The 18631-nt window shown below is 49.1% G+C and carries 18 protein-coding genes and 2 tRNA genes; 10 read left to right on the forward strand and 10 right to left on the reverse strand.

What is annotated here, in order from left to right; all coding sequences use genetic code 11:
• Window positions 1–155: 155 nt before the first annotated feature.
• From DFR27_RS08025 to ntrC, 3 genes are all read left to right on the forward strand, one after another.
• Window positions 156–713 (forward strand): DUF4124 domain-containing protein, encoded by a 558-nt coding sequence (locus DFR27_RS08025; protein ID WP_121876931.1) that lies wholly within the window; start codon window positions 156–158, stop codon window positions 711–713.
• A 218-nt stretch (window positions 714–931) separates the two neighbouring features.
• On the forward strand, window positions 932–2014 hold the full coding sequence (gene glnL / locus DFR27_RS08030; RefSeq protein ID WP_121876932.1) for a nitrogen regulation protein NR(II): 1083 nt from the start codon (window positions 932–934) through the stop codon (window positions 2012–2014).
• Window positions 2007–3410: a nitrogen regulation protein NR(I) gene (gene ntrC, locus DFR27_RS08035; RefSeq protein WP_211327597.1), complete on the forward strand. Its 1404-nt coding sequence runs from the start codon at window positions 2007–2009 to the stop codon at window positions 3408–3410. The genes glnL and ntrC overlap by 8 nt, the downstream gene beginning before the upstream one ends.
• 122 nt (window positions 3411–3532) lie before the next feature.
• Here the strand turns inward: ntrC and secB are convergent, their stop codons facing one another.
• A complete protein-coding gene (gene secB / locus DFR27_RS08040) occupies window positions 3533–4048 on the reverse strand; it encodes a protein-export chaperone SecB (RefSeq protein ID WP_121876934.1) in 516 nt (171 codons plus the stop codon).
• A gap of 230 nt (window positions 4049–4278) precedes the next feature.
• A complete protein-coding gene (locus tag DFR27_RS08045; RefSeq protein ID WP_245962632.1) occupies window positions 4279–4692 on the reverse strand; it encodes a rhodanese-like domain-containing protein in 414 nt (137 codons plus the stop codon).
• A gap of 184 nt (window positions 4693–4876) precedes the next feature.
• Between DFR27_RS08045 and DFR27_RS08050 the strand changes: the two genes are divergently transcribed.
• The 3 genes from DFR27_RS08050 to DFR27_RS08060 all read left to right on the forward strand — a co-directional run bounded on the left by DFR27_RS08050 (window position 4877) and on the right by DFR27_RS08060 (window position 7768).
• A complete protein-coding gene (locus DFR27_RS08050; protein ID WP_121876935.1) occupies window positions 4877–6004 on the forward strand; it encodes a murein hydrolase activator EnvC family protein in 1128 nt (375 codons plus the stop codon).
• Window positions 6005–6014: 10 nt separating this feature from the next.
• Complete coding sequence (locus DFR27_RS08055) at window positions 6015–7322, forward strand: S41 family peptidase (RefSeq protein WP_121876936.1); 1308 nt, start codon at window positions 6015–6017, stop codon at window positions 7320–7322.
• A 248-nt stretch (window positions 7323–7570) separates the two neighbouring features.
• The gene (locus tag DFR27_RS08060; RefSeq protein ID WP_211327598.1) at window positions 7571–7768 is read left to right on the forward strand and encodes a DUF6316 family protein; all 198 of its coding nucleotides are present in this window, start codon (window positions 7571–7573) and stop codon (window positions 7766–7768) included.
• Between the two features lie 8 nt (window positions 7769–7776).
• Here DFR27_RS08060 and DFR27_RS08065 read toward each other — a convergent pair whose 3' ends face one another.
• The 5 genes from DFR27_RS08065 to hisB form a co-directional block, all read right to left on the reverse strand.
• Window positions 7777–8238 (reverse strand): hypothetical protein, encoded by a 462-nt coding sequence (locus DFR27_RS08065; RefSeq protein ID WP_121876938.1) that lies wholly within the window; start codon window positions 8236–8238, stop codon window positions 7777–7779.
• 175 nt (window positions 8239–8413) lie between these two features.
• A complete protein-coding gene (gene hisF / locus DFR27_RS08070; protein ID WP_121876939.1) occupies window positions 8414–9187 on the reverse strand; it encodes an imidazole glycerol phosphate synthase subunit HisF in 774 nt (257 codons plus the stop codon).
• Window positions 9187–9918: a 1-(5-phosphoribosyl)-5-[(5-phosphoribosylamino)methylideneamino]imidazole-4-carboxamide isomerase gene (gene hisA, locus DFR27_RS08075; protein WP_121876940.1), complete on the reverse strand. Its 732-nt coding sequence runs from the start codon at window positions 9916–9918 to the stop codon at window positions 9187–9189. The genes hisF and hisA overlap by 1 nt, the downstream gene beginning before the upstream one ends.
• On the reverse strand, window positions 9919–10551 hold the full coding sequence (gene hisH / locus DFR27_RS08080) for an imidazole glycerol phosphate synthase subunit HisH (RefSeq protein WP_121876941.1): 633 nt from the start codon (window positions 10549–10551) through the stop codon (window positions 9919–9921).
• Between the two features lie 6 nt (window positions 10552–10557).
• The gene (hisB, locus tag DFR27_RS08085) at window positions 10558–11148 is read right to left on the reverse strand and encodes an imidazoleglycerol-phosphate dehydratase HisB (protein ID WP_121876942.1); all 591 of its coding nucleotides are present in this window, start codon (window positions 11146–11148) and stop codon (window positions 10558–10560) included.
• 228 nt (window positions 11149–11376) lie between these two features.
• On the opposite strand from hisB, the gene mutY reads away from it, so the two are divergent.
• From mutY to DFR27_RS08105, 4 genes are all read left to right on the forward strand, one after another.
• Complete coding sequence (gene mutY / locus DFR27_RS08090; protein WP_121876943.1) at window positions 11377–12453, forward strand: A/G-specific adenine glycosylase; 1077 nt, start codon at window positions 11377–11379, stop codon at window positions 12451–12453.
• Window positions 12450–12722: an oxidative damage protection protein gene (locus tag DFR27_RS08095; RefSeq protein ID WP_121876944.1), complete on the forward strand. Its 273-nt coding sequence runs from the start codon at window positions 12450–12452 to the stop codon at window positions 12720–12722. The genes mutY and DFR27_RS08095 overlap by 4 nt, the downstream gene beginning before the upstream one ends.
• A gap of 218 nt (window positions 12723–12940) precedes the next feature.
• Window positions 12941–13016 (forward strand) — tRNA-Phe (locus DFR27_RS08100).
• A gap of 60 nt (window positions 13017–13076) precedes the next feature.
• Window positions 13077–13152 (forward strand) — tRNA-Phe (locus tag DFR27_RS08105).
• Between the two features lie 199 nt (window positions 13153–13351).
• Here DFR27_RS08105 and DFR27_RS08110 read toward each other — a convergent pair.
• From DFR27_RS08110 to DFR27_RS08120, 3 genes are all read right to left on the reverse strand, one after another.
• Window positions 13352–15328 carry an alpha-amylase family glycosyl hydrolase gene (locus DFR27_RS08110; RefSeq protein WP_121876945.1) on the reverse strand — a complete coding sequence of 659 codons (1977 nt, stop codon included), beginning with the start codon at window positions 15326–15328 and terminating at the stop codon, window positions 13352–13354.
• A 175-nt stretch (window positions 15329–15503) separates the two neighbouring features.
• The gene (locus DFR27_RS08115; RefSeq protein WP_121876946.1) at window positions 15504–16607 is read right to left on the reverse strand and encodes a phosphoribosylaminoimidazolesuccinocarboxamide synthase; all 1104 of its coding nucleotides are present in this window, start codon (window positions 16605–16607) and stop codon (window positions 15504–15506) included.
• Between the two features lie 303 nt (window positions 16608–16910).
• Window positions 16911–18455 (reverse strand): zinc metalloprotease, encoded by a 1545-nt coding sequence (locus tag DFR27_RS08120; RefSeq protein WP_121876947.1) that lies wholly within the window; start codon window positions 18453–18455, stop codon window positions 16911–16913.
• Window positions 18456–18631 lie beyond the last annotated feature (176 nt).

Consider the following 18631-nt stretch of genomic DNA (forward strand, 5'->3'; position numbering starts at 1 on the left):
CCACCAAAAAACGAGGCTAATTAGCCTCGTTTTTTTTCGTCTGTGATAAAGTCATCATCAATAGTGAGTAGCAAATACTCGACATCCATCGAATCTGAGCCCAAACTAGCACTATGGCATGAATCGCCAAATCACCACTTTAGGAAGATAAGTTCATGAGTCGCTCCCTTTGCCTGTTGTTAATCGTTATTTCATGCACCTTCTGTGCCATGACGACCTCTGCTGATATCTATAAATATCGCGATGCCAACGGCAATATTGTCTACTCTGATACCCCAGTCGAAGGTGCAGAGCGGGTAGACATAGTAGTTTACAACCCTGCTACACCCGGCGAATCCACCGCTCAGCAGGAGTCTTCAGCCAGTTCACCTCATACTACTCAAGATGATGAGCCGGTGAGCTATAGCTTGGCAATTACTAGCCCCGTACACGACTCAACCGTACCTATGGGACAGGAAACGCTCTCGGTCAGTCTTGCGCTCACACCATCCGCACCAGTCGAGACCACTTACCGTCTTCTGGCTAACGGCTCCCCCATTGCCCAAGGAAATCAAAATACCTTTGTCTTAGAGCAACTCTACCGCGGGGAGTTGGTATTAACGGCGGAAGCACTAGACAGCGATGGCGAAGTCATCGCAACGGCAATAGCGGTAACCGTTCACGTGAAGCGGGCAAGTCGACGAATAACTAATTTACCCACCGGCGGAAGTTAACCACTACTAAAAATCTAAGCGCAGCTAGCTGCGCTTGGGCCCTCTCGCTAAGCTAATCAGCGCCGTAATCCAGACTAACATCCCAGTGCACTAATGCTTTACGCACCAAAATGGTGCATAATAATCACAAAGCACTTCCTTGCCCCACGAAAACATTAGCGTCAAAGTGTGCACGGTTCTTGCTTGACTACAGTTAATCTTACTGAGAGGCAGGCTTTGTGATTCAACAGCAATCCCAATTTTACAAGCATTTGGTTGAGAACCTGAATGTTGCCGTCATCGTTCTGAGTGACGAGCTCAACATTAAGTTTTTGAATCCAGCCGCCGAAATGCTCATCGGCTTAGCGAATACTCGCGCCGATAATATTGCTTTACCGTTAGTGGTAGAGAGCCCAATTCCTCTTGAGAAACAGCTGAGCACCTCGGTAGCTAACCTCCAGGTCATCTCTCAACGCGCTGCCGAGTGGTCCCTACTAATGACTGGCGACGCCTGTGTCGTGGACTACACCATTACGCCACTAAGTAACGGCAGTCACACTGAGCTCTTGATCGAAGTAGAAAAGATTGATCGCTGGCTAAAAATCTCGAAAGAGGAAGCAATGCAGGCAGCTCACGCCACCAGCCGCTCGATTATCCGCGGCATGGCACACGAAATCAAAAACCCGCTAGGAGGCATCATTGGCGCAGCACAACTGCTGGAACGCCAGTACGATGATAGTGACCTACATGAATACTCGAATATTATTATCGAAGAGGCTAATCGGCTTCGAAATCTAGTAGATAGAATGCTCGGTCCCCGCCGTCCCCCTGAGTTCCAATTACTTAACTTACACGAATTACTTGAAAGAACATTGGGCATCATTAGCTCAGAGCACGAAGAAAAGCTGCTTATAAGTCGTGATTACGATCCCAGCATCCCCGATATCGCGGTGGATAAAGAACAGCTGATCCAAGCATTGCTCAATTTATTGGGAAATGCCGCCGAGGCGATGCTCAACGCGAACACTCCAGACGCTGAAATCAACATCAAAACACGGGTTATTAAACGTCACCGAGTAGACTCCAAGCACGCACAGATGATGGTCTGTATTGACATCTCCGATTGCGGACCAGGGGTACCCGACGCGCTGAAGGAAACCCTCTTCTTTCCCATGGTAAGTGGCTCAGCTCAGGGTAGCGGACTTGGACTATCAATCACTCAATCTATTATTCACCAGCATAACGGTACCATTGAATACCGAAGTGTTCCCGGCGATACCCACTTCCTAATTTATCTACCGCTTGAGGATGACAATGCCTAAAGAAACCGTTTGGATCGTTGATGATGACAAGTCAATTCGCTGGGTACTTGAAAAGTCTTTGAGTGCTGCTGACATCATCACTAAGAGCTTCGCCAGTGCCGACGACGCGTTGAACACACTAGAAGATGAATCACCGGCGGTGATTATCTCAGACATTCGCATGCCCGGTACCGACGGCCTAGGTCTGTTGGAGCTCGTCAATGAACAACACCCAAATATTCCGGTCATTATCATGACCGCTCATTCGGATCTTGATTCCGCCGTGTCTTCCTATGAAGGCGGGGCATTTGACTACCTCCCAAAGCCCTTCGACCTCGATGAGTCCGTGGCAATGGTTAAGCGTGCGCTCTCTGTTGCCCAAGAGCACCAGCAAAGTAACTCGTCGAGCGAGACCGCGGCCGCCAAGGAGATTATTGGCGAGGCACCCGCTATGCAGGAGGTCTTCCGAGCAATCGGTAGACTGGCCAAGTCAAATATCACCGTCCTCATTAATGGTGAGTCCGGGACTGGTAAGGAATTGGTAGCCAAAGCCTTGCATCGTCATTCACCCCGACGAGAGGCGCCATTTATTGCCCTTAATATGGCAGCGATTCCTCAGGATCTGATTGAATCCGAACTCTTTGGCCATGAGAAAGGCGCCTTCACCGGCGCACAGAGCCAACGAAAAGGCCGTTTCGAACAGGCCAATGGCGGCACTCTCTTCCTAGATGAAATTGGCGACATGCCAGCCGACACTCAAACGCGTCTGCTTAGAGTATTAGCCGACGGTGAATTCTATCGCGTTGGGGGGCATCAACCCGTTAACGTGGATGTGCGTATTATTGCCGCCACCCACCAAGACTTGGAAAAGCTGGTCACTCAAAATAGGTTTCGTGAGGATCTCTTTCACCGGCTAAATGTGATTCGTGTTCATATTCCAAAGCTCGCGGACCGAGCCAGTGATATCCCAGCTTTGGCTGATCACTTCCTGCTACAAGCCTCACGAGAACTTCAAACTGAATGCAAGGTACTTCTTCCCGAGACCGCCTTGTTTCTTGAGCAATTACCCTGGAGTGGCAACGTAAGGCAGCTCGAAAATACGTGCCGATGGATTACCGTTATGGCGCCAGGTAGAGAAGTTCATATCAATGACCTGCCTCCGGAACTCACCGGCCAATCCGCTGCGCCAAAACAAATCAATGGCGCTCAACCATGGCAAGATTTGTTAGTAGCGGCAATTAGAAAGGATCTCCTCGAAGGGAAAAGACAGCTATCTAAGGTTTACGTGAGTGAAGTAGAGAAGGCTTTGATTGACCAAGCTTTGGCAGCTACCGATGGCCGTAAAGTCGAAGCAGCAGAACTTATTGGCTGGGGTAGAAATACGCTAACGCGTAAGCTCGCGGAGCTGCGCTCATAATCGCCGTATGCATTAAGTACTTAATTAAAAGCTAAGGGCGGCAAAAGCTGATTCTGGTTGCAATATTCACGGCAAAAAAAACCCAGCTAAAAAGCTGGGTTCCTTGATCGCCATCGCGATGCTTATTGCTCTGGCGCTGCTTGCGCTTCAGCTTGAGCCTGCGCTGCACGCTGAGCGACCGCTTGCTGGAACAAGCCATCAAAGTTGATGGGTGGTAGCTGCACAGGCGGGAAGGAGCCTCGTACTGCCATGCTATCGATGGCTTCACGCGCATACGGGAAAAGAATGTTCGGACATACTGCGCCAAGTGTTTGCGCCAGTTGAACACCTTCTAATCCATCGATGAAGAAAATACCAGCCTGCTTAATCTCAATCAGAAAAACTGTTTCATCGTCAATTTCCGCAGTAACGGTAAGCGTGAGGACAACCTCATGGTTCTTTTCATCAAGCTTGGTTGAAGCCGTATTGATATCTTGCTTGATAGCTGGCTGCCACTGCTTTTTGAACGCTTCTGCACCCTGTGGTGCTTCAAAGGAGATATCCTTAACGTAAATGCGCTGCATGACGAACTGCTGCTGTGGTGCTTCTGATCCTGCGGCCTCTGGGTTTACCGCTACTGTATTCTCGTTGTCTGCCATGATAATTACCTAACTCTCTTATTTCGACTCGTGTCGATTATTGTATTTATCCACCAAAGGGTGAGTCTGTTGTTGAGGTCACCAACCAGCTTTTAGCCTGTTAGCGCCTTGCTAGCGGTCCCTACTCGAATCGAATGCCGCTCCCCAACCCACTACTAGAAGGTTTAATGAGGAAGCAAAGCAATTCATCCTTGCTCTGTTAAGAGATATGGGGACGGCTCAAATCAGTTTCAACCCTTTACTAAAGGTAAATTTGAATTTTTCCACTCAGCAATTCCGCCATTGAGTCGAAATACCTCAAAACCCGCTTTTTTTAGCTTGAGACCAATACTTCCAGTGTGCTGCCCCATCTTGTCTACCAGGATAATCGGCTTGTCTTTATCCTGCTCCAATTCAGCCATCTTTGCGTCAAACTGACTGAAACTAATGTGCTTGGAATCAACAATAAAACCTGATTTGCGCTCTTTTTTATCACGTAAGTCCACCACAACGGCGTCACGTGAATTCACCAAAGTAGCCAGCTGATGATGATTAACCAGCGTACCGCCACGGTTACGTTCATTCATTGCAAACAGGTATATCAGCACCATTAGCGCACTGACCAGCATCCACTGCTGACTAATGAAGATAAAAAAATGATCCACGGACTATCACTCCAAACTATCAAAAAGGCTGTAGTACCATTCTCTACCGTACTACTTATCTAGAACACGCACTATAACGGGCAGAGGTTAAGTATTCAATGCAATGATTTGTTTCGCTTAGGCACTGACAAAGCAACACCGAGTAAGGTACATTAAGGTATCTTAATAAAAGCTCATTCCAACTATGCGATCACTGGTATTCATTATCTGTTTAAGTGTCTTTAGCGCTTCATTTAGCTGGGCAGAATCCGACGATGAACAGGCTGCGCTAGCGGCACTCGAGCTCCGCATCGCAGAGCTTCAAGCTGCGTTGCAATCTGATCGAGGCTCTCTAGGCGAGGTCGAAGCACAGCTTGCTGAGGACGAACAAGCCGTCAGCCGTTTAGCGGTTCAACTGCGTAGCCTTTCAAACAACCTCAACAGCGCCCAACAGGCACTCGAGGAAACCTTGGAGGCACAGACGCTGGCCCAAAACCAACTTCGCCAAACCGAACAAGAAATGGCGAGTGTCTTTCGACAGGCGTGGCGTAATAGAGATAGCAATGGCCTCGCGGCGCTATTGTCAGCGGAACCAGCAGCACAGCAGCGTCAAATCACCCATTTCGAAATTCTCAACGAAGCACAGCAACAAGCGTTTCTAGCCTACCAAGCGGAACTACTGGAATTACAAAGCATCGAACGCCAGCGTATTCGTAATCTTAGTGAGGTAAGTCAACGCCGTACGGAAGTTAATAATGGTTTGACGCAGCTAAGGAGCAGCCAGGCTCAACGGGAGCGCAGCCGAATTGAACTTGCCGAAAAAATATCCACCTCCGGCTCACAACTAGAGCAACTCACTGCCGAGCGCGCGCAACTCGAACAAGTGGTTCGCGAGCTAGAACGAGCGATTGCGTCGCTTCAGCCTCCCGCCTCTCGGATTCCCTTTGCAGAATTGCAGGGTCAACTTCCTAGCCCCGTTGCAGGTAGTGTTATCAATCGCTTCGGTCAAACACGCCAGGGCTCGATCAAGTGGCAAGGGCATAGATTCCTCGCTCGCATGGGCGATGAAGTGACTGCCGTTGCCTATGGCCGGGTAGTCTACGCTAATTGGTTAAGTGGTCAGGGGCTATTAATGGCGCTAGATCATGGCGACGGCTATCTTACTCTTTATGCACACAATCAAAGTCTCTTACGATCCGTTGGCGAATGGGTCGAAGCCGGAGAGGTCATCGCCACCGTAGGTAATAGCGGCGGCTTAGACGAGACTGCGCTCTACTTCGAAATAAGACATAACGGCAAAGCTATAAACCCTCGACGCTGGCTTTCAAATTAGGAACAACACTATGAATCGTTTTATCGCTCTAACTATCGCTCTGCTCAGCTGTGCTGGGGCTCTAGCCGAAGAACCAACGGTCGACCCAGCTGTAGAGGCTGAGTTTCCCATGGAAGAGCTGAGGCGATTCACGGCAATATATGAACAGATTCGGGTTAACTACGTGAGTGAACTCGACGATAAAACCATGCTAGAGAATGCCATAAAGGGGCTGCTGAGTAATCTTGACCCCCACTCAAGCTATCTGGATGCCGATGACTTTGTCGACCTTCGCAATAGCTCTGAAGGCGGCTATGGTGGTATTGGTGTAGAGATTGTTGGTGAGGGCTCAGGCGTTAGAGTTATCACACCTATCGATGAGACCCCCGCCGCGGCGGCCGGCATCCAAGCTGGCGATCTCATTGTGCAAATTGATGATGAGACCGTTCGTGAACTCGGCGTTGAGGAGGCCATTGATGCCCTAAGTGGTGAACCTGGCTCTACAGTAACGTTACAGATTATTCGCGAGGGCTCAGAAGGCCTCATCGAGGTAGCGATTGAAAGAGCGCGAATCAATGTCCCGAGTGTCAGGCACCAGGTATTTCGCGACAATATTGGCTATATTCGGGTCAGCCAGTTTCAAGAGGATTCAGGGGCAGAAGTAAAAGCCGCCATCACGGCGCTCATAGAATTGTCTGTTGACGGCATTATTTTGGACTTGCGCAACAACCCAGGTGGTGTGGTTAATGCTGCCAGAGATATGGCCGACCTCTTTCTGCCGCCAAGCCTGATTGTTTATACCGAAGGTCAAATGGCCGCCAACCAGTTACGCCTGTCTGGTACTACTCCTGATTTTATTGACGGTAGGCCAATCATTGTCCTTATCAATGAGGGCTCAGCGTCGGCGTCAGAGATTGTTGCCGGCGCACTACAGGACTATAACCGTGCGCTGTTAGTTGGCACGCGGAGTTTCGGCAAGGGATCGATGCAAACCGTTGTACCCATCAGCGAAACCACAGCGGTCAAACTGACCACAGCTCTTTTCTTCACGCCGAATGGCCGCTCGATTCAAGCCTACGGGATATTACCCGACGTAGTAGTAGAGCGAGCGCGCGTGGAAGCGGTCCAACCTCGTAACCTGTGGCCGTCCGAGGCCGATCTTAGCGGCCACCTCGCCAACGGCGAAGGCCAAGAAGACTATGGCGAGCGAGAACGACTCAATGACTCAACCACCGAAGCCGCAACGTCACTATTCAAGCGCGATAATCAGCTCTTCAGTGCACTGAACATTATGCAAGGCATGATCGCCAATAGCGCCGTGAACTCAACACCTGAGTAGCCCATTCGCTAAGCGCTTGGCGTGGCGTGGCGTGGCGTGGCGTGGCGTGGCGTGGCGTGGCGTGGCGTGGCGTGGCGTGGCGTGGCGTGGCGTGGCGTGGCGTGGCCACAATGCTAAGGATATTTCGAGAAAGCAATATCCATTTTAGTGACGCGGTTCGCACTTTAAACTCAACCAAGTCGCTACAATTAGCGTAATGGGGATGTAAGTCACACACGATGTGTGAAGTTGATATAGAGGGATTTCCAATGTCTAATCTGGTAGCTATTCCAAGCCGCTTTTACACGGAGAACGAATTTTGGTTCTTTCGTACCCGCGAAAGCGTGAATATCGGTCCATTTGATACCATTGAGGCGGCTCGAGCTGGACTAAATGAGTATCTAAGCTTTGCAGCGACCAACCCGAAACAGTTCTCGAAGTGGTTCGGCCCTGGTCGCGTTGCTTAGATTTCTTCTCAGAGCAATTTGATGTCGCTACGGTTATTCAGCGCTGAGATAACCGTAGCTATCTCCTTCTCCTCAATCTCCACACCCACAGCCTCATAGCCCTTCGTCAGCGCAGAAGTAAGCCGCTGAACCGTTTGGAATGAACGCTGTACACCAATGAAAGAACCCTCCCAAGTGGCTAGCCCTACAATTAGCGCAGCTATCGGAATAAAAAAGCCCCACCCAACCGTTTCCAGAAAAGCGGCTGGAATTAACGCGTAGAGCGCCACGCTTAGGAGCAACCCTATAGCTAGGCCCGCAAAACCATATCTAAACCAATAACTGTGAAGAAAGTTGTGAAGTGTTGGTTTGGGTTTTTCCGGTGTTCGATACAGTTCGATTTGATGGTCTTCAAGGCCAAGATCGCGTAGTTTTCGATCCGCCCAAAGAATTGATTCATCATTCTGAGAAACAAAATATAGCTGTGTCATAGGTCCACCTCCGAACCTAGAGCATGGTACAAATTTCCTGAATTGTTATAGCTACATGTAGCTATAACAATTGATGAACCGAAGGATGAAATTGTTCGTAGGCGGCAAACAAAGCAATCCTGCCAATTTTTCCAAACTGACGAACGTCTATGTTCACTATTTGAGAATGAGAAGATTAAAGTCGGACTTCAATGCCTGCGTCAGAGAGTGCGCGCTTAGCGTCAGCTATACGATAATCCCCAAAGTGAAAGATACTCGCGGCAAGTACTGCATCGGAGCCTCCTTCAAGCACCCCGTCTACTAGATGCTGAAGATTTCCAACCCCTCCTGAGGCAATAGTGGGCACATTGACGCGTGAATTAATGGCTTTCATCAACGGTAGGTCAAAACCATCACGCGTACCGTCTCTATCCATACTCGTCACAAGGAGCTCACCAGCACCGCGGGCGGCCATTTGCTCTGCCCACCAGAGCGCATCGATTCCGGTCGCCTTGCGACCACCGTGAGTAAATATCTCCCACTTTAGCTGACCGTCTGGGCTGGCAACTCGCTTTGCATCAATTGCTACAACAATACATTGGGCGCCGTACTTCGCGGAAGCGTTGTCTACCAAGTCGGGCGTTTTGATCGCGGCGGAATTTATGCTCACTTTATCCGCCCCACAATTGAGCAAACGGCGAATGTCATCTACTGTTCTTACCCCACCACCTACGGTCAACGGGATAAAGACTTCTCCTGCAATGGTCTCTACGGTCTTATAGGTCGTATCGCGAGCCTCGTGAGTGGCGGTAATATCCAGGAAGGTAATCTCGTCAGCGCCTTCGTGATTATAGCGCCGGGCGATCTCTACCGGACAACCCGCGTCTCGGATACCCACAAAGTTGACACCCTTCACGACGCGCCCGTTTTCAACATCTAAACAGGGTATGATTCGCTTAGCTAATGCCATTATCTGAACTCATCACACAACTGCTGAGCATCGCGAAGATTCAATTTATCTTCGTAGATTGCACGCCCTGAAATAGCGCCCACTATGCCACGATGCTGGCGATTTAAGATGGCCTGGATATCGTTAATGTGACTAACGCCGCCAGAAGCAATAACAGGGATACCTACGTCGGCCATTGCGGCCGTCTGCTCAATGTTAACGCCTTGCATCATTCCGTCACGCGCAATATCTGTGTAGACAATTGATTCAACTCCATCGTCTCTGAAGCGCTTAGCGAGATCCGTGGCCTTCACATCTGACGTCTTCGCCCAACCATCCGTAGCAACCCAGCCATCTTTGGCATCTAGACCAACAATAATATGGCCTGCAAACTCTTTACACGCCTGAGTAACAAAATCGGGATCCACCACCGCTTGAGTGCCAATAATGGCGTAGCTTACTCCAGCACTAAGATAAGCCTCAATAGTCTTTAAATCACGGATACCACCGCCAATTTGGATGGGTAATTTCGGGTAGGCGTTGGCGATGGAGGTAATAGCGTCATGGTTCACCGGCTTGCCCTCGAAGGCGCCATTCAAATCAACCAAGTGAAGTCTACGACAGCCCTCTTCTACCCAACGAGACGCTGTGGCTAGCGGGTCATCTGAGAACACCGTGGCATCTTCCATTCGCCCTTGGAGTAAACGAACGCAAGCGCCGTCTTTCAAATCAATTGCTGGGATTACTAACACCTAAATACTCCAATTTACAAAATTACTTAATAACTTAAGGCCGTCTCTACCACTTTTCTCGGGATGAAACTGCGCAGCAAAGACATTGCCGGTAGCCACCGCCACATCACAGCGCTCACCGTATTCGGTCTGCCCCACCACTAAGTTTTTATCCTGAGCTTGAACAAAGTAACTGTGGACAAAATAGAACCTCGATTCATCATCAATCCCGTCCCAGAGAGGATGAGCAATCTGTTTCACTTGATTCCAGCCCATGTGAGGGACTTTGAGGCCTGCATCGCTAACCGAAGGGAAACGATTAAAATAATTCACCGATCCTCCGAGCAACCCTAAACAATCAACGCCACCGCTTTCGTCAGAGTGATCAAATAGCGCCTGCATACCTACGCAGATAGCAAGGATTGGCTTGGCGGTCCATTCGGCGCGGAGTATTTCATCCACTCCGTGATGTTTGATGGCGGCCATACAGTCACCAATTGCACCAACACCTGGAAAGACAATCCTATCCGCCGAGCTAATTAGTGCGCTATCGTCGGTGACCACAATCTCATCTTTGGGGGCCACAGCACTCAGCGCTTTCGCGGCGGAGTGCAAATTGCCCATACCATAATCAATAACAGCGATACGTTGCATAACTAGTTACAACGCACCTTTGGTTGATGGCAACTGACCCGCTTGGCGAGCATCGGCGGTAAGTGCCATTCTCAAAGCCTTACCGAATGCTTTGAAAATACTTTCGACTTGGTGGTGTGCATTCTGACCTTTGAGGTTATCAATATGGAGCGTGACATTGGCGTGATTAACAAAGCCTTGGAAAAACTCCCAAACTAGCTGTGTATCGAAACGTCCAATTGCCCCGCGGGTAAATTCAGCATTCAAAAATAGCCCCGGACGCCCAGAAAAATCAATCACTACTCGCGATAACGCTTCATCTAGCGGCACGTAGCTATGTCCAAAACGAGTGATACCCACTTTATCGCCAACGGCTTGAGCTAGCGCCTGACCAATTGTGATACCAGTGTCTTCTACCGAGTGGTGGTCATCAATATAGGTATCCCCTACGGTCTTAACTCGCAAATCGAACAATCCATGGCGAGCTATTTGATCCAACATATGATCAAGAAAAGGGACGCCCGTGTCTAAATCTGCCTGACCCGTTCCGTCAATATTTAGCTCTACTTCAATCTGAGTTTCTTTGGTATTACGCGTGACTGTTGCGCTGCGCTGCATGAGTTATCTCCCCTGTCGACTGAGCAATTATAACCTATGCATCAGTTTGAAGTAGTCGAATGTATTGTAATTAGTATGACTCAATTGTATGTACAATCGAGTAAAATTTTGGCCCGAGCTTTGTTCGCTAGTCCCTGCATAAAAGATCACTTCGATAAAAAACTTTTTAGCATATTTTGCCACCTCTGTTAGGCTCGTCCACTCAATAAATGATTCAGCGTACTAACTATGACAACGGAAATCTCTCCCGATCAAGCAACGAGCTTCTACAAATCGGTTTTATCATGGTATGACGAGGTAGGTCGTAAGGACCTTCCCTGGCAGCAAAGCAAGACTGCCTATCGGGTCTGGCTCTCTGAAATTATGCTTCAGCAAACTCAGGTAAAAACAGTCATCCCTTACTATCTCAAATTCCTCGATGAGTTCCCCACTGTTAGTGAACTCGCCGCCGCCCCAATCGATCATGTACTTCACCTATGGAGTGGATTAGGTTATTACGCTCGCGCCCGAAACTTACATCGCTGTGCGCAGATAGTATGCCTGGAACATCAGGGCGCTTTCCCAATTGGCGTTGAAGCACTTAGCGAGCTCCCCGGAATTGGTCGCTCTACCGCCGGCGCAATTGCCAGTATCGCCCAAGGTCAGCACGCAGCCATTCTGGACGGCAATGTTAAGCGAGTACTCTGCCGAGTGTTCGCTGTTGAGGGTCATCCAAGTATCCGCGCCACCGAGAAATTGCTTTGGACACTAGCGGAGGCAACCACGCCCGCTTCTCGCTGCGCCGACTACACTCAGGCGATTATGGATTTGGGTGCAACAACCTGCTCGCGTTCAAAGCCCGATTGTGAACGCTGTCCCGTCAAGACTCATTGCATTGCAAAACAACAGCAAACGCAAACCAACTATCCCAATAAAAAAGTTAAGAAGGTGACGCCAACTAGAGTAAGCTACCCACTGCTACTCCAGCGTCCAGATGGCTCAGTTTGGCTGGAAAAACGTCCGCCAACAGGGATCTGGGGGGGACTTCATTGCTTTCCGGAAGTTGCCGACCCCAGTGAACTCGAATCCTATTCCGCGCTAATACTGCAGCCACCTAATGCCAAAGAGCTCAGCACTATCGAGCATGCTTTCAGTCATTTCAAACTACACATGAAACCGCTTCTAGTTAGCATCTCAGATGCTAGTCATGTGGCTGAAACGAGCGGGGTTTGGTATCATCCAGCCTTTCCTGCACAAGTAGGTATCGCTCGCCCGGTTGAGCGAATTTTAAGTATGCTGTTCTCGGAGGCACCGCTAATCAAATGAGTAGACTAATTCACTGCCAGAAATTAAAACGAGAACTTCCTGGGTTAACTCGACCGCCGATGCCCGGCGCACTCGGCCAGGAGCTTTACAACAGTATCTCGCAAGAAGCTTGGGACGGCTGGCTACAGCACCAGACTCGGCTAATTAATGAGAAGCGTCTGAGCCTGATGGATAAGCAACATCGCAGCTACCTCACAGAACAGCTAAAGGCTTATATGAGCGGAGAAAGTTACGACCAAGCCGATGGCTACATACCTGAGGAAGATTAAAACAACGCCATCCACGGCTGGCTGGCGTCCTTTGCAAAGAGCACGATGAACTAACTGTTTTTTGACTGCTAAATTTGCTTCCTTGGGGGGCCATTGATCAGGCAACTTGAAATTCCTGCTCTCTTAATGGCTAACAGATTGAATTAAATGAATTTTTTGAAAAAATAGGTTGACGATAAAGGCTAAAATTCGTTTAATACGCCCCGTTGTTAATGATTGCCCAGATAGCTCAGTCGGTAGAGCAGCGGATTGAAAATCCGCGTGTCGGTGGTTCGATTCCGCCTCTGGGCACCACTTTTTATATTCGTTTCTTTTCCCAGTATTAGCCTCGAATTTACAACCCTGTTACACCTTGCCCAGATAGCTCAGTCGGTAGAGCAGCGGATTGAAAATCCGCGTGTCGGTGGTTCGATTCCGCCTCTGGGCACCACCTTAAAAACCTCGTCTCTGACGAGGTTTTTTTTCGTCTAAATTCCCTTCGTTGCTACACCAAGCTAGTTGCTCAACTCCGAGGCAAAAGGACCATTAACAACAGGCGGATCAACCGTTTGCGTGAACAGCCAATCAACGTAACGGCAGATCTCAGCTGGTGATTCTCAATTTTCTACTCATTAGGTGAGAGCTAACAGTTAAGGACCGTCCGAACTAATTATCAGGCTTGATCTCGGCGGTAAGTGAAAGACAATGCTTTGCTCTCGATGCTCCAACTCAATGTCGGAAAGAAGACTTTGATATTGCCAGCTCGCCACCGAGAGCGGCAGCTCTATTTCCTGCGAGTACCCAGCAAGGTTAAACACTACGTAACTATCTCCAAGCTGCCCCGGAATCCAACGACGATATCCCCAAGTACGTGCGCTACCATCGATCAAGACGTGTTCGAGCTCTCCTCGTCTCAACTCCACCCTTTGGTTGCGAAGCGCTGCAAGTTGTTGGTAGTAGCGATGAAGTGATTCATCGAAGCGAACTTCATCGTGCGGCCGTTCCTCTCCGAATGGATGCGCTACTTCAGGATCGAACTCAAACTCCGGCCAGATAAGCGGTTTTCGAGTATGCGGGTCGTCAGCACCCCACATCCCCATCTCATCGCCCGCCCAAATTTGTGGCGCGCCAATGTAGCTAAACTGATGAGTAATTAACAGCCTAACGTCATTAAACGCTACGTCATTAGGACGTTCAACTTTATAATCCCTATCTGGCGCAGGTGACGCATCGAACTTGTAGAGATTATCGTTATAAAGCGAGGTAGAAAGCCGAGGTGAATCATGACTCGCGCTCATATTCATGAAGCTCATCAGCTGCCTAGTTGATATACCCTGTTTGATATCTTCTAAACGGCTGACCGCGGCGGATATGGCAAGCTCATCGGGCGCACTAGCAATGAGTTGTCGAGCTATTCGGTACCAGCGATAGTTCATATGAGCATCGAATAGATCACCCTGCAAATAGGGTTTAGGATCCAATAATTCATGGGGGAATTTCTCCCACCACACCTCTCCAATCAAGTAGGCTTCTGGATTTATACTCCTAACATGAGCTCTGAATTCCCTCCAGAAGCCAAGCGGAAGCTCAGCCGCTACGTCTAGCCGAAATCCGTCCACACCATCGCTTGGATCACCATCGCCATCAGGGTCCAACCAACGACTGGCAACGGCGAAGATATGTGCTTTTGCGGCCTCACTGAAGATATTACCTTCAAAGGCGTAGGTACGCTCGCTATGATCTGCGTATTCAGTCTCACGAATTTCAGGCAATGAATGAACGCCTAACCAGCCACGATACTCGAACTCAGATACATCGGTCTCAGGATTATCAAACTGCTTAACCCAATACCAATCGGCGAATTCTGAATGACTTTGATGTAGCAATACATCCTGCCAAGCCCAGAAGTTGATCCCGGTGTGATTCCAGGAAAAGTCCATGATTACGCGAATATCGCGCTGGTGAAATTCAGCTACCAATTCAATAAAGTCCCTATCAGCGCTGGTCCAGATCCAGTTATCGCTATCTAGCGGATCTTCCTCGTCCATCATTGCCACATCGGCGGTGGGATTAGGCCCGAAGTTTCTATCTATATGGTGCCAGCTAGCGGCATCATATTTATGTAGCGATGGCGCATCGTTGAGTGGGTTGAAATAAATCGCCGTTACACCCAGCGCTTGGATATAGTCCAACTTCTGCCGAACGCCTGCTAAGTCACCACCGTAGCGGCGCCACGCCGACTTTTGATTAAAGCTATTGATCTCATTACCATAGAAATCTTTGCCAAGGTCGTTCCCCTGGGCGTAGTCATCCAACTGATACCAATCCTGGGTCCAGGGTGTTATATGCCAACTTGTAGGGGCTATCCCAGGATAGGAGCCCTGAATATCTTCAAGACGCGGGTCGTTCGACGTATCACCGTTATAAAAGCGCTCTACGAATATCTGATACCAGATCGCATCCAGAGTCCAATCGGGTGGCTCCGAGAATTCGGGCGACTGTGCATTAGCATTGAGGGGACTGGGGGGCTGGAGCGAAGATTCCGAGGCTGCCATTTCGGTTCGTGCACTGCCATCACACCCAATTAGCGCGCCAATTAAACTTATACTCGCAATTAAACTTCGCACTATTCACCTCTTCCTGAGCTACTATTTTCCTAGAGTCTAGCAAAGCAACCAGCCGCTGCTATCCCCCTCGTAGAGGCGGATCTTGTAGCGGCTATTAGGGATGAGGCGAGTATTGGTGAGTAGGCGCTGGCTAGGCGCCTTAAATGGCGAACATGTTAAGAAGATTGAAACGAAATTAATCGATCAGATCAAATTCTTCAGCCAAAATGTGAATGATTTCAGCACGTGGATTGGCCGAAAGCACCAACTTGCGACCAATGATTTGCTCTACCGTACTAAGATAGGTTTTGGAGACATCAAGTAGAAATTCCGCAGGTAGCTCATTGTCAGACGCTAACTTCTCTCGCTCATCCATTCGTTCTTTGTTTAGTAAGATATCAGCGTCGGGGAAGTATTCAAGCAGGCGCTGACGGAAGCCTTCTTTGGAGTTTTCAATGATTTTTCCTTTGGCGTGAGCGCTAGCATCCCACATTCTTGATGAGTCAGGCGTACCTACCTCATCCATATAGATAAGCTCCTGTTCACCGTCACTATTGGTGACATAGCCAAACTCAAACTTGGTATCTACGAAAATCTGACCGGCATCCGCCAGGGCTTCTTCGATTAATTTGAAGCCGTCACTCAAAAAGCGCTCATAGCAACTGATATCGTCAACTGAAAGAAAATTGAAGTCGGCGTAATTCGCAACGATGTCGGCACGACTAATGTTGACATCATCCGCCTCAGGAACGCCGGGAATTCCCTTTAATATCCCTTTTGTAGAGGGCGTAATGAGTAAGTCTGGAAGTCTCTGATCCTTCTCGAGTCCCTCAGGCAATTCAATCCCACAGAAGTTTCGTTCACCTTGACTGTATGCTCGCCACATTGAACCGGTGATATAGTTTCTGGCAATCGCTTCAATCTTTACCGGCTTAGCTTTGCGAACAATCCAGACCAACGGATGGGGGACTTCCAATATATGACTGCCCGCTAAACCATGCTCTTTGAATAGTTCAAACCAATGATGTGAGATAGCATTGAGCGCGGCACCCTTTCCTGGAACACCTGCCAGCCCACCTTCTCCCTTCCAGATACAGTCAAAAGCCGACAGCCTATCGCTGATTACCATGATTGCTAACGGAGTATCTGCCGGTACCTCATAGCCTCGATCACGGATCAGACGCGCACTGTCAGTGGCCGTTAGCCAGTAAACTGAGCGAACTTTGCCTGAGTGAATGGGGGCATCTGTGCGAATGGGTAAGTCATCATTAACAGCCAAAACCTGCTGGGCGATGGTCATGTGAAATCCTCAAGAACAATATCATTATTGAGGGCAGGATAACTGAGCCTGCAGGGGTAGCAAGCGTATGGTAATTTTTGCCATAAACCAACAGCTATTGAGGCACCACCGAAGTCCGTCACTAACAAGCAAGCTTGTTGGGACACTGCGCCCAAACTACTAGCGCGGTAGCAAACCAGCCATCTATGGAATATTGACGACGCTATCCTTCTCTGAACTGCTTTTCTATAAATAGCACCTTCCAGACACCAAAAGGGCGACGCTATCGCGTCGCCCTTGGCCTCAGGAGTTTAACCCTAGTGATTAGCTACCTGGTACCGAGCTGACGCCCTGACCTGGCTTTCCATCTACCTGATAAAGACTTAGGTTGTAGTCACCGGTGCGCAGCGAACCATTACCCGTTTCGTCCAAGGGAAATAGCTGTGGATTACCTGCGGAGTCGTAGCCGAAGCTAAGCAAATTTGGAGCACTGACTTCTAGGCGGTAGATTCCGTCAACAGGAAGCTCAGCATCAATTAAAAGCGCATCAAAGCCTTCAAAATTCTGAAAGTTCTCCGCAACCAGCTCACTCGAGCCATCTCCTAATTCAAGATACAGTGACACCGCGCCAATGACAGGCTCGCCTACCGGGACGTCGAAACCGTTAAACTCGGCGCTGACAAAAGAGCCACCTTTGCCACGAAAGCGATAGCTGTCGACCTCGCCAGACTGATCTATTCGGCCTCGAATAAGCGCCTCATTAATAGCCAATTTTCCATCGGCGTTTTCACCCTCTATCAAAGTATTCGGCGCCACTACCTTGCGTAGATGAACCAATTTGTTGCCACCTGTTACCGAAGATTCGGTAACCAAACGAGGACGTTCACCCGCGGCCAACTTGATCACCGAACGTTCTGAGAAGAAACGGTCGCGCAGCGTACTATCTGACAAACCAATACCAACACTTGCTCCCGATGCCATCATATGCAGCTGAGCTTCGTCACCGTCGGCCAGCCCCTCAAAGACGGGGAAGAAATCAAAGCGCGACGGAACGCCAGTTGTAGGAATGCCGGTTCCAGGCGAACCGAAAGAATCATGATGACGTAAGCCTAGGTTATGACCCAGTTCATGGGCCGCTGTGTTAGAAGCTTGGTTCACCGTTGCCGTGGATAATGCCGCAGCAACATCACCATTTTCAACGGGAATACCCGATAACGAGGTTAGGAAGTTTCCAGATGGATCTAACTGGGCAAACACCGACCATAGATTCGCATCAACAAACGCTGAGTCATCACGAACCTGATTACCTATATCAATTCCCTGAGCTCGACCAAAGAGAATACCACCCGTAAAGTCAATACAGATTTGGTCTTCACATTCAAAATTGAGGGTTGAGAACTGACCAAGCTCTGGGCGAGTCTGAGTAAAACTGATATCAAAACCTGCGTAATCAGCCTCTAGTCGACGCTGAATCTCATTACGCTCTTCGACAGAAAATTCATAATTAGGGAATTGGGCGAGCTGCCCACCAAAGATTACTGCCCAGAAGAACGGTGAGCTGTTATCGAAGTCTAGGTAAACTACTTGAGTATCGTTATTACCAAGTCCAACCGCCAAGCCCTGGCCCTTCGATGCTGAGCTAGCGTTACGCGATTCACTGTTTAAACTCTTACGCGCCTGAGCTTGCGCACTATCTAATACCAGTTGGAGCTGATCAGACGTTAGGTTACGACGATCGAAGCACCCTGCGCCCCCACAGTCGTCCGTAATGACTTTAAGCTCTGAATAGTCCGAAACATCCTGGGCAATAGCCAGAGGCGAGATCGCTAAAGCCAGAAGGCTTGGCGCTATAATATCCTTAATTTTCATTTTAAAATCCTTTCTATGACAGACGATGAAATACTGAGACCCCAATAGCGTTTTAGCAGTTCAATGGAATCCAGTGCAAGCACCACTGTTAAGCAGCAGCTCTATTGATTACGCAATTAAATGCTCTAAAGATCAATAACAAAGGATCAAAGCCATCCAATTTGATTATTTTATGC

Source organism: Umboniibacter marinipuniceus (assembly GCF_003688415.1).
GTDB classification, from domain to species: domain Bacteria; phylum Pseudomonadota; class Gammaproteobacteria; order Pseudomonadales; family DSM-25080; genus Umboniibacter; species Umboniibacter marinipuniceus.